Origin of the sequence: Serratia sp. S4 (assembly GCF_000347995.1) — a bacterium.
Taxonomy (GTDB): domain Bacteria; phylum Pseudomonadota; class Gammaproteobacteria; order Enterobacterales; family Enterobacteriaceae; genus Serratia; species Serratia quinivorans.
Window position 1 is genome coordinate 3,968,337 of the sequence record NZ_KB661120.1, and the last position, 12,416, is coordinate 3,980,752.

The 12,416-nt window shown below is 57.4% G+C and carries 8 protein-coding genes; 4 read left to right on the forward strand and 4 right to left on the reverse strand.

The window, feature by feature from the left end:
* Window positions 1-8 precede the first annotated feature (8 nt).
* A complete protein-coding gene (locus SERS4_RS0119200; protein WP_017893689.1) occupies window positions 9-5,000 on the reverse strand; it encodes an alpha-2-macroglobulin in 4,992 nt (1,663 codons plus the stop codon).
* A 151-nt stretch (window positions 5,001-5,151) separates the two neighbouring features.
* Here SERS4_RS0119200 and SERS4_RS0119205 point away from each other — a divergent pair, with 151 nt between their 5' ends.
* The 4 genes from SERS4_RS0119205 (at window position 5,152) to SERS4_RS27465 (ending at window position 9,493) form a co-directional block, all read left to right on the forward strand.
* Window positions 5,152-6,189, forward strand: a complete 1,038-nt coding sequence (locus SERS4_RS0119205) for a LacI family DNA-binding transcriptional regulator (protein WP_017893690.1) — start codon at window positions 5,152-5,154, stop codon at window positions 6,187-6,189.
* 123 nt (window positions 6,190-6,312) lie between these two features.
* Window positions 6,313-7,752: a Na+/H+ antiporter NhaC gene (nhaC, locus tag SERS4_RS0119210; RefSeq protein WP_017893691.1), complete on the forward strand. Its 1,440-nt coding sequence runs from the start codon at window positions 6,313-6,315 to the stop codon at window positions 7,750-7,752.
* A gap of 1 nt (window position 7,753) precedes the next feature.
* A complete protein-coding gene (locus SERS4_RS0119215; protein ID WP_017893692.1) occupies window positions 7,754-8,932 on the forward strand; it encodes a MalY/PatB family protein in 1,179 nt (392 codons plus the stop codon).
* A 477-nt stretch (window positions 8,933-9,409) separates the two neighbouring features.
* Window positions 9,410-9,493 carry a Hok/Gef family protein gene (locus SERS4_RS27465; RefSeq protein WP_156816689.1) on the forward strand — a complete coding sequence of 28 codons (84 nt, stop codon included), beginning with the start codon at window positions 9,410-9,412 and terminating at the stop codon, window positions 9,491-9,493.
* A gap of 142 nt (window positions 9,494-9,635) precedes the next feature.
* On the opposite strand, the gene sseB is transcribed toward SERS4_RS27465, so the two are convergent.
* From sseB to iscX, 3 genes are all read right to left on the reverse strand, one after another.
* Entirely contained in the window at window positions 9,636-10,466 is an 831-nt protein-coding gene (gene sseB, locus SERS4_RS0119220; protein ID WP_017893693.1) for an enhanced serine sensitivity protein SseB, read from the reverse strand.
* A 214-nt stretch (window positions 10,467-10,680) separates the two neighbouring features.
* Window positions 10,681-11,976: an aminopeptidase PepB gene (pepB, locus tag SERS4_RS0119225; RefSeq protein WP_017893694.1), complete on the reverse strand. Its 1,296-nt coding sequence runs from the start codon at window positions 11,974-11,976 to the stop codon at window positions 10,681-10,683.
* Between the two features lie 238 nt (window positions 11,977-12,214).
* Window positions 12,215-12,415 carry a Fe-S cluster assembly protein IscX gene (iscX, locus tag SERS4_RS0119230; RefSeq protein WP_012146329.1) on the reverse strand — a complete coding sequence of 67 codons (201 nt, stop codon included), beginning with the start codon at window positions 12,413-12,415 and terminating at the stop codon, window positions 12,215-12,217.
* Between the last annotated feature and the right edge of the window lies 1 nt (window position 12,416).

The following is a 12,416-nucleotide window of genomic DNA, read 5'->3' on the forward strand; positions in this document are numbered from 1 at the left end:
AAAGAGGATCATTTGGCAATTTCAAGCCGCTGTGGTGTCGCGCCCAGCGCACGCCAGGCAGGCACATACATCGACTCAACCTGCGGTGCCGGAACCAGATAAGCGCCCGGCGTCACGGCCCGAGCCAGATACAGCAGCGTGGTATGACGGTAGCCGTCGATATTCACCGCCGCCACATAGCGATCGTCACGGAACTCCTGATGTTTGATATCGGCCTGCTGCATATCCTGCAGCAGTTCGGTCACGCTGCTGGCGCTTTCGCCCAGGCTGGCGCTGCTGTCCCCCAGATTTTGGTTCTCCAGCTCCAGCCCGGCCGGCAGCAGATCCACCACCAGCGCGTCCGGCACCTGATTATCGGCCCAGACGTCCAGGTGCACCAGGATCAGCTGGCCGCTTTTCAGTTGGGTCAGATCCACGGGTTTGCCGTCCAACCCCAGGAATTCGCGGCGAATATTCAACACGTTGCTCTGCGGCTGCGGCGCCTGCTGCGGATAACCGACCAAATCGACCCGGCTGTACAGCGTACCGCTGCCGGTATTGGTGAGCTGCAACCCGTTCGCCAACTGCTCAGCGGACAGATTTTGCGTCAGCGCCTGGCTGCCGGACAGGGTTTTGCCCTGCGCCGTTTGTGCCTGCCATGGCGTTTCAGCACTGCCAATCAGATTGCGCGCCGCCAGGAACAGGGCATTGCTCTCCTGCGTAGACAGATAACGTTCGCCGTTGAGACGCTCAGACAGCGTCAGCAAGCGCTGGTCGCGCTCGGCCGGCAGCAGGTTATTTTCGGTCAGAAGCGCCAGGATCATCGCGTCATCACGCAGTGGACTGCCGTAATCTTCCAACCAGTAATCCTTGGCATTGCGCTGCGTTGCCAGCCCTTGTTCAATAGCCTGATTGGCACGCGGCATATCGCCCATCAGCTTCAGCGCCACGCCAAGTTGCACCAGCGGCAGGCCCGAACGAGCATCGGCACGGCGCTCAAACAGCTGTCGCAATGCCCCGAGCGGTGCCTGTTGCTGACGCGCCAATACCAAGCCGGCATAAGCCTGCACCGCAAAACGGGTGTGGTCCGGATACTGGGTGGAGGCAACGTCAATCTGACTGCGGTCCTGTAAATAGCGCTGCAGACGGTTATTGGCCGCCGTTAGCGCATCGGTCGGGACGCTGTAGTTCTGTTCACTGGCACGGAACAGGAAGTCGGTAGCGTAGGCCGTCAGCCAGAACTCTTCCTGGCTGTCGCGACTCCACAGACCAAAACCGCCGTTATAGCGCTGCATGCTGAGCAGATGCTCGATGCCAACGTCGATACTGTTGCGGCGGCTTTCATCGCTGCCGGATTTAATCCCGAGCGCACTGAGCTGCGCCCGGTTGGTATACAACGACGGATAAAGCCCGCTGGTCGTCTGCTCCAGGCAGCCGTAGGGATAGGCGTACAGCTCGCTGATGTAACGCGCCAGGTTGATTGGCGGACGGCTGGTCAACAGCAGTTGCCCTTCGGTCGTCGCCTGAACCAGCCCGGCGGCGGCATCTGCCGGCAGACTCCAGCTTTCACCGGCGTGGATCACGCTGGCGAACTGGCGGGTTTGCGCTGGATAAGCCGGCCTTACGCCAATCTTCCAACTGTGCTGATAGTCCTTGAGCGTTTCCCCCGGCAGCACCAGACCGCTGAGGGTCAGCGCGACCTCGCCCTGACCAAAGCCCGCCAGCGCCTGCACCGGGATCTGCAGCGTAGTGCGTTCGCCGTTGGCCAGGCTGACCTGCTGTTCGGCAGCCCCCTGCAGCGCTACCAATCCGCTAGAAGCCAGTTTCACGGTTAATGTCTGCGGCTGGCCCGACAGGTTACTGACATCCAGCGCCAATTGGGTGCTGTCGCCCCCGGCCAGGAAGCGTGGCGTCGCCAGCTCTGCCACCACCGGTGCGGCAACCACGGTCTTGCCTTCCGCCTTGCCGAAGTCTTCATCGCTCCACGCCTGCGCCATCAGTCGTAATTCACCGTTGAAGTCAGGAATGGCAATCTGAATTTCGCCTTCGCCGTTGGCATCCAGCTTAACCGGCTGCGCCTGCTGGGCAACAATGGTAACCGCGGTGATCGGCTTTTTACCGCCGCGCGACAACGCATCTTCGTCATCACCGTCGCCGCCGTAGCGCAGGTTTGCCAAACGCCCTTTGCCTTCAATCAATTGACCATAAACATCGTACTGATCGGCGCTGTAGCGCTTACGGCCAAAGAAGGCCTGATACGGATCCGGCGTCGCATAATTGGTAATGTTGAGGATGCCGCTGTCCACCGCGGAAAGCAGCACGTTGATTTGCTGTGGCGGTTTACCGCTGCTGTGGGCGGCCTTCACCTTCACCGTCAGCATTTGGTTCGGCCGCATACGCTGCGGCGCGTCCAGCTGCAGTGCCAGTTTGCGTCCTTCATCCACCAGCGGCAGATGCAACAGCCCCACCGCCCGTTTCGGCGTCGACTGCTGTTGCTTGTCACCCGGGCGGATCACCAATGCGCTGAGGTACAGATCGTGGCGTTTCCACTCCTGATTGATAGGCACTTCAACATCAACGCCCTTGGCCGGCACATCCAGTTCCTGCCACCATAGCGGACCATCGCTGGATTCCACCAGCAGGTAGCCCTTGCCGGCGGCCGGCGCTTCGATATGCAGCTTCACTTTCTCGCCCGGTTGGTAGGCCGGTTTGTCCAGCTTCAGCTTCACCTGGTCCGGACGTACAGCCCCACTGCCATTAGTGTTGTCCTGCCAGCTGTAACCGGCCCAGAAACGCAGGCTGCTGATCAGATTGCTCTGCGGATCCACGACCTCAATACGATATGCGCCCCACTCCACCGGGAAACTGACCTTGGTGCTGCCGTTGGCGGCGATATCGATAGACTGTTCCGCCAGCGGTAGATCCTTCTTATCGTACAACGACTGCCAGCCTTCGCCTTCTGACCACTGCCAGTAGTAGTCGCGACGCTCACGCACCAGGCGAGCCTTCAGCCCGCTGACGGCCAGTTTTTCACCAGCGGCATTGGCGTAGACAATATCAAACCCGGCCTGGGTGTTTTCATCCACCACCGGCTGGGCCTGGTAGCTGTTGCTACGATAATCATAAATCTGTTGTTTGTTGAACAAAGGTCGAATGCCGGGCAGCGCATCGGCAGGCCAGATCGCCTGTTCGGCGCGGCGCGTTACCGGGCGACCACCGGACTCCAGCAGGCTGGCCTGCAAGATGGCTTTCAACGGCGATTTTACCTCTGCCCAACTGCTGTCCACCGCCACCTGCGCCTTGCCGGCGTTATCCAGCGCCTGGTCGAATTCATCCATATTGCGCGACAGGCTTTCTTCCGTGACCGAACCAAACTCATAGCCCGGCAGGCTGCTGACCGCCTCACGCTGCGGCCGCAGGAACACCTGCCCCTGCAGGCGGTTACCCGAGGCCGGGGCACCATAGAGATAACGGCCGCTGACGTCGAACACTAACTGTGCGTCAGGGCGCAGCGGGGTTTTCTCGGCGGTAATGTCTAACGCCATGCGTTCCGGCAGGAAATCCTCGACCTTGAAGCTGTAAAGCCGCGGCTGGTTATCGCCCAGATTGAAACGCAGCGACCAGTTGCCGGTCGGCCCGCCTTCAGGGATTGGGTACTGATATTGATACAAGCCATCCTGCGGCTGCCAGACAAAGCTACGCGCCACCTGATCGTCCGGTTTGACGATATCCACCTTCACCGGCTGGGCCGGCAGTGGTTTGCCGTCGGCGTCACGCAGCAGCCCGTTAACGATTAGCGTTTCGCCGGGACGGTAAAGATCACGCGGGCCGAAGGCGAAGAATTGCTTGCTGTAGCCTTCCGGCCCGGCAATATCGAACTCAGCCAAATCCAGCGCAGGCGTCGACAGATCGATCATGCTGGTCTGGCCCTGTTGCGTCGCCAGCAACAACCGCGCCTTGGCGCTTTTCGCCAACTGGGCGTGCCCTTGCTTATCGGTGGTGCCCTGGGTCAGCGTTTGACCTTTTTCATCCAGCAGGCGCAGTTCAACCGCGCCCAATGCCGCGCCGCCATCCAGAGCCTGGGTAAACACGTCCAGACGGTCGTGATAACTGTGCAGCGAAACGCCGATATCACTGAGGGTAAACAGGGTCGCCGGGTTGGTATATCCGTAATGCCCGGCCTGCTGCATCACCGCCAGGTAGACACCCGGCTGTTGCAAGGCCTCGATGCTACTCAACGGCAATAGCAGGCGTTCGCGGGTGTTGCGCTGCGGGTTGAGATCGAAGCGGCCGCTGTAGACCAGATCGGCCATTTTCAGCAGTTCTTCCGACTCCCAACTGGAGAGCGAATTGCGATATTCCCAGTTTGCCAGGAACGCAGGTAAGGCATCGGCCTTCACCCGGAAGAAGTTAACGTCAACGTTATCGACGTTTAACGCCATCACCGGCAGCCCCTGCGCCAGCTTGGTCGGCAACAGCGAGCCTTTGCCGGCAAAGCCGACGCTCGGTTTGATGTCGCGGGTGGTAATAGTCTGTTCTTGCTGTTTGCCCAGTTCGGCACCGTTGACCGCTTTCAGAGCGCTCTCGAGGGTCAGCACCAGCTTGCGGTTGGGCTGCAGATGGCGCAGCCGCAGTTCCATCCGGTTATCTGACAGCTCCCAGGCACCGTCGATTTTACCGCTAACGCTGTCGACCAGATGCGCTCGCGCAGCGAAATCCTGACTCGGATCCAGCGGCAAAGAAAACGTCAGCACCATGGCACTGGCGCCGTCGAGTTGCAGTTCGGAGGCATCAAGCAGCGTCAGCGGCTTACCGGCGTCGCGTTTCGCCAATGCCGCCAACGCGGCGGCATCCGGCCGTTTGGCCTGCGTGACACTGCTGGCCTGGGCATCAGCCTGCGCTGCGGTTGGTTTTTTTCCGCCGTCATCACAGGCGGCCAGCAGCAGCAGGCCTCCCGCCAATGCGATCCCCTGACAAAGCTTCTTGCCTGATGCAAATGCCCCTGAACGGTATGGTTTCATCGTTTAACTCCCTGGCAGCCTTTACGCAACGACACTCGTCGGCGCAAGATCCGAATATGGATGAATAATAGCAGCGCTGTTAGCATCAGACCCAGCTCAATTTTTTCCCTTCAACAGAAAGGGGCCACCCAAGCCTGAAGCAGGAAATGATATGGCCACAATGAAAGATGTTGCCCGACGGGCAGGTGTGTCGACGGCCACCGTCAGCCGGGTGATCAACAGCACCGCCTATGTGGAGCCGGTCACCCGCGAACGGGTTGAAAAAGCCATGCGCGAGTTTAACTATCACCGCAATGCTGCCGCGCTGGCCCTGGCGAAAAGAAGCGGCAATATGCTGGGGCTGTTGACCGGTAATCTCGACGACCCTTTTTTCTCGCGTCTGGCACGGGGAGTCGAAGATGTCACGCGCAAAGACGGCGTAAAATTAATGGTCTGCAGCGGCGGCCATCAGGCCGAACTGGAGAAGAACGGTCTCGATTTTCTGATCAATCAGGGCTGTGAAGCCATCGTGGCCCACGTGACCCGGATGAGCGATGCCGACGTTTTACGCTATGCCGCCCACACCCCGGCGATGGTGGTGATCAATCGCTATTTGCCTGCCATCGCCAACCGCTGCATCTGGCTGGACAACGTCAGCGCCTCTCAGGCCGCCACCCAGATGCTGATTCGGCACGGGCACCGCAATATCGCCTGTATCACGACGGACTTACCCATCGATGACAGAAAACAGCGTCTGGAAGGCTATCGCAGTGCCATGAATGATGCCGGGATCTCGGTGCCGGGTAGCTGGATCATCAGCGTTCCCTTCAATGAGCAAGGGGGCGAATTAGCGGCAGAAAGGATCCTGGCAAGCGATCACCCTTTTACCGCCGCACTGACGTTCAATGACGTGATGGCCGCCGGTATGATGCGAACCTTTCGCCAGCGGCAGATAAAACTGCCGGAGGCGATCTCGATTGTCGGCTTTGATGACGTGACCCTGGCAAAATATCTTCACCCGTCATTGACCACCATGCATTATCCGATTGAGAAAATGGCGCGACGTGCGGCTAATTTGGCGCTGCAGTTGAACTCTGCTGCCACTGTGGCACCGCAGAATAATATGTTTTCCGCTGAATTGATCCTGCGAGACTCGGTCACCCCCCTCGAGAAAAACACCTCAAATCAAGAAAACAAGCCTGAAAAATGAGAGGCAACGCACACAACGCCTACTCATGAAACCGATTACATGGACAGTTGCCCAGGCTCACATCCCAATCAAAACGAATTCATTAGGCTGGCGTCACACCCTCATCCTTAACCGGAGTTGTTAATGAATAACAAAAAGAAACTCAACCTGGGACTGGCGATGCTGCCCATTGTGGCGATGCTATTGCTGCTCATCGTCGGCTACGGCCAGCTTGGGCTGCGGATCGAGCCGTTGCTGCTGGTTTCGGCCACCATTGCCGCCGCACTGGCCTGGTGGCAAGGTTACCGCTGGAACGACATTATCGAGTCCATCGTCGCCAAACTGGCCAAGGCCATGCCAGTGATCATGATACTGATCTGCGTCGGCGGGTTGATCGGCACCTGGATGTTCAGCGGCACCATTCCTTACATGGTGTACTGGGGCTTAAAACTGATTAGCCCGCAATATATCCTGATCGCCGCATTCTTTATTACCAGCGTGATCTCCGTTTGTACCGGCACCTCCTGGGGCGCGGCAGGCACCGTGGGTGTCGCACTGATGGGCGTTGCCGCCGGACTGGATGTTCCCCTGGCCGCCGCCGCCGGTGCCGTGGTTTCCGGCGCCTACTTTGGCGATAAGATCTCCCCGCTGTCCGACTCCACCAATTTCGCGGCCATCGTCGCGGATACCGATCTTTACAGCCATATCCAGCACCTGATGTACACCACAATACCGAGCTTTGTTTTAGCCGCGGTGGTGTATCTGATTGCCGGGCACACCAGCGCCGTCGGCAGCGTAGCCACGCCGGAAAAAGTCACCGAGATCGTGACCGCGCTGGAGGGTTTGTATCACTTTAACTTGCTGCTGATCCTGCCGCCGGTGTTGGTGCTGTGGGGTGCCGTGACCAAACGGCCGGTGATCCCCGTCATGCTGGCGGCCTGTACCCTCGCCATATTCATTGGCGTATTGCTCCAGGGGTTTAACCTGCAGCAAGGCTTAAATGCATTGATGGACGGTTTTAATCTTTCAATGTTTACGGCTCAGGGGCACAGCATTACCGGCATCGCCCTAGATGTTCCGCGCCTGCTCAACCGCGGCGGCATGTTCTCGATGATGAGCACCATCCTGCTGGTGTTCTGTGCGTTTTCCTTTGCCGGTGCCTTAACGCTGACCGGCGCGCTGACCGTTATCATCAACCGACTGCTGAAAGTGGTCCATACCACCGGCCAGTTGATCGCCGCAACGGTCGCGACCACCATCCTGGTGACCGGTGCCACCAGCGACGGCAAGCTGGCATTGCTTATTCCCGCCGAGCTGTTCAAGGGTGCCTATCGCCGCATGGGGTTAGACAATAAAAACCTGTCGCGGACCGTAGAAGATGCGGGCACCGTCATCGAACCTTTAATCCCGTGGACGTCCGCGGGCATCTATATGGCAACCACCCTGGGTGTCAGCACGCTGGATTTACTGCCGTGGGCCATCCAATGCTACGCCGCCGTGGTATTTGCCCTGATTTATGGCTTTACCGGGTTCGGGATTGCCAAAATACAGCCACAAAACGATTTACAGCGTAAGGAAGCCTGACGTGAAACAGAGCGATTTTAATCAGATAGTCAACCGCCACAACACCGGCTCGGTGAAATGGGACTTTATCGACCGCTATCTGCAACTCGATGAGACCGACCTTTTGCCAATGTGGGTCTCTGATTTTGACTTCCAGTGTCCAGAGGAAGTCCGGCAGGCGCTGCATCAGCGGGTGGATCACGGCATATTTGGCTATAGCGAACGCGATGACTCATATTACCAGGCGGTGATCAATTGGTTCTCAAGACGGCACAATCTGCCTTTGCAGCGCGAATGGTTCACCTCCGTTGAGGGGGTGGTGCCCGGATTGGCGCTCCTGATCCAGTTGCTTAGCCAGCCTGGCGATCCGGTGGTGATCCAGGGGCCATACTATGGATCTTTCGCCAAGATCATCACCATGAACGGCCGAGAAGTCCTCGAAAATCCGCTGAAGGAAAGCGCGCAGGGTTATCAATTCGACTTCGAGCATCTGGAAGCCTGTTTTGAACAGCGGAAACCGCCATTATTGCTGTTGTGTAACCCACATAACCCCACCGGGCGATGCTGGACCCGCAGCGAACTGACGCAGTTGATGACGCTATGCAGTCGTCATGACGTGACGGTGATTTCCGATGAAATCTGGGCCGACCTGACGCTGCCCGGCGAAACCTTTACCTCGGTGCTGCATCTGGATGAAGCCTGGCACGACCAGCTGATTTCGGCGACCTCTGCCAGCAAGAGCTTTGGCCTGTCGTCGCTGAGGATCTCAAATTTCCTGATCCCCAATGTTCGCACCCGCAATGCGTTTATCGAACGCCTTAATGCTCATGGGTTGGATGTCTTTAATGCACTCTCGATGACTGCCGCAACAGCAGCTTATCAACAGGGGGAAGCCTGGCTTGATGATTTACAAGGTTATCTGGCCGACAACCGGCGTTGGTTTGAGCAGGCATTAGCCTGTGCCGCACCCTGGTGCAAAATGACCCCAGCCGAAGGAACCTACCTTGCCTGGCTGGATTGTCGCGCCTTAGGCCAGGATGATCACGCCCTACAGCAGGCGTTGATCCACCAGTCAAAGATTGCCGCTTCGATGGGCATCAGCTTTGGCGAGCAGGGAAAAGGCTTTATTCGCATCAATCTCGGCTGTCCTCGCCAATATCTTGAACAGGCCATCGCGGGGCTCGCCCGGTTAAAACCCTGAACCACAATCACCGACGTATGAAAGGCCCCAAACGGGGTCTTTTTACGACCAATATCTGGCGCGAATGGTTGAACGAATTTACCGCGACCTGACGGTATAGCTTTGAAATTAAAGCTTCTGTTAGACTGCGGACGGGCGCTTGAAGCTTTCTGCTTCAGGCCCTGGGTGGGAAGCAGAAAGAAGAAAGCCCCAAACTGACTCTTAATCAGAATGAGGCTTCACCATACTGCATCAACACCAGCATGGTAGCCTCTTAACCGCAGAAATGCAACGGAGGGCTGACATGTCGCGAAAACTGTTTTTACCAGGATTTACAGTAGGATGCGTAACGTTTCTGGTATTCACCCAACCTATACCCTATGAGTTTCAAGTTGCAGCTAGGCGCCCAGCTCGCTCATCCCCAGGCGCTTACTTTAGTAAGTAACTGGGGTGAGCGAGTGCAGGTAACAACGCTGCAACTTGAAAGGCGACGGGTAAATACGTGGCTCAGTTTGCGAGCTTACATACAAACAGGGAAATACGGAGGTAGCGGCAGTGTTGTCCTGTAACGTTAAACGTTAAATGGCAACCTGTAGGCGGGGTTCGCCCCGCCTGTTATGGTGTGACGCAGTGGTTTTCCGGCGCCCATTGTTGTACGCGGCCAGCCTTTCGAGGTTGGCCGCTCTCTTTTACCCTGATACAACTTACAACAGCAAAAACAGGGCTACTGGGTTTTATCGGTAGAAGGGATGATGTTGCGTAACCAGCTGCCCCAGCGACGCTGGTAGAAGGGTTGGGTATGGGTGATCAGGTAATGGCTGACGCCACGTTCCTTTTCCGATACCAGGCAAAAATCCACCGGTTCGTCGTTAGGTGCGGTTTCGCTGGCCACGCTGCCCGCTTCATTGATCAGCGCCTCGATATCACCTTGTTCGCCATCGACTTCCAGCCCGATCAACAGATTAGGTTTTTCGTCGACCGCCTGATCGTGCATCAGTGCCAGAAACGCGCGGCGTACCGGCTTGCGCTGGCTGAACAATGTGGTCAAGGCATCGACCATTGCCGACGGATATTCTTCCGGCTGCCCCAACAGGATCTGGGTATCCTTGTCGATATAGCGTTCTGCCGGTTTGTTTACGCCGCCGGTGGCCAGCAGCATTGCCACCTCTTCAGGATAAAATTCCTTGCCGTACTCGGCCTTCGGGTTGAGGAACAGGTCCGCACCCTGCGTAATCTCGAATAAGACCCGTGCCGGCATGGCGATGAAGGGCTGTTCATCCTCAACGGCCTTTTGCAGCGCTTCCACCGAGGTGAAAAACGGGATGATACTGCCGCCGTCCTGCTTTTCCCAATGCTGGATATTCACCGGTGTGTCAGCATTGAGCGTGATGTCTCCACCGAGTTGCACCTGTTCGCTGTCACCGAGGATCAACACCGTAGCCTCAAGCAGTTCACGAAAGAATGCCGGACGATGGGCCGGCTCCGTCACCGCCAGTTTCAACAGGCGTTCAAGTTCGTTTTCGCCTGTGGCGGCTTCGTGATGGTGAGAACTCATGGCAAACTCCAGCAATCAAATAACGAGGCCCAGCATGCTGGGCCCCGAGGATAAACGACATTCTATACCCTATAGCTTTCATTTTGCAGCTAGGCGCCCAGCTCGCTCATCCCCAGGCGCTTACTTTAGTAAGTAACTGGGGTGAGCGAGTGCAGGTAACAACGCTGCAACTTGAAAGATGACGGGTATAACGCCCACCGGGGTGGGCATTCAATTATTTGGCTTTGCTCAGCAGCAGGTTGGCCAGGGCACGTACACCCAGACCGGTTGCGCCAGCGGACCATTGATCTACTGCACCTTTGCGGTAAGTAGCGGAACAGTCGATGTGCAGCCAGCCCTGCTGGTAGTTAGTCACAAAATGCGACAGGAAAGCAGCCGCAGTACTGGCACCCGCCGTGTAGGCTGGACCGGCTACGTTGTTCAGTTCGGCAAAGTTGGACGGCAGTTGGCTGCGGTGGAATTCAGCCAGCGGCAGACGCCAGAATGCCTCTTGCTCCGCCGCCGCACTGGCCAGCAGCTCTTGCGCCAGGGCGTCATCGAAGCTGAACAGCGCATGGTAGTCGTTACCCACCGCCGTTTTCGCCGCACCGGTCAGAGTGGCGCAGTCGATGATCAACTGAGGGTTCTGCGCGGACGCATCGATCAGGCCATCGGCCAGCACCAGACGCCCTTCCGCATCGGTATTCATCACCTCAACGCTTTTGCCGTTGCGGTAACGGATGATGTCACCCAATTTGAAAGCATTGCCGCTGACCATGTTGTCGGCACAGCACAGGTAAAGTTTCACACGCTGTTTCAGACCGCGAGCCGCTGCCAGCGCCAGTGCGCCGGTAATGGTGGCTGCACCGCCCATATCCGCCTTCATGGAGTCCATAAAGGCGCTTTGTTTCAGGCTGTAGCCACCGGTGTCAAAGGTGATGCCTTTGCCCACCAGGCAGGCAAACACCGGCGCTTCCGGGTTACCGGTCGGGTTGAAATCCAGTGCCAACAGCACCGGTGAACGATCTGACCCACGGCCCACGGTGTGAATACCGGCGTAGTTTTGCTCACGCAGATCTTCACCCTTGGTAATACGATAGCTGACGGCTTCACAACCGATGTCACACATCAGATCAACCGCGCGGGTAGCCAACTGTTCTGGCCCCAGCTCTTCCGCCGACATGTTGATGGTGTCACGCACCCAGTCAACAATCTTCAGGCGCTGTTCCAGCTCTTTGCTTTCCGCTGCCGGCAATGGTGCCCATTCGACACTGCGTTTGCCTTTCGGCCCACGGAAGCCCTGCCAGAATGCCCAGCTGTTTTCCAGATCCCAGCCGTCACCGGCCAGTTTGACATTCTTGATGCCCTGGCCGTCAATCTTACGGGCCGCACGTTGAATGCTGCCCAGTTTATCTTTGCCGGTCAGGTGGATGGTCATCCCTTCTGCACCGGTGCTCAGTAGCGCTTTCTCGCCCCAGCGAGCGTCAGCAGATTGGTTCGACAGCGTTACCAGCATAAATTCAGTTGTCATAGCCTTACTCCGGATTTCCCCTTCATTTTCACGCCACGCGCAAAATCTATTGGGGATTTTTATTGTATACCCTATGAGTTTCAAGTTGCAGCTAGGCGGCCAGCTCGCTCATCCCCAGGCGCTTACTTGAGTAAGTAACTGGGGGGAGTGAGTGCAGGCAACAACGCTGCAGCTTGAAAGGCGACGGGTATGTCGGATACAAAATAAACGGGCCGCCTATGGCAGCCCGTTACGCTATTTACTCCGCTTCATCTAACCAGACCAGCAGAACAGCTTCCAGTATTTTTTCGTTGGAAGCCTGTGGATCGTCGTCAAAATCTTCCAGATCGCAAATCCACTGATGCATGTCGGTAAAGCGTACGGTTTTCGGATCGGTATCCGGGTATTGGTCGTACAGGGCTTCGCCGATTTCACGGCTGTCGGTCCACTTCAGTCCCATT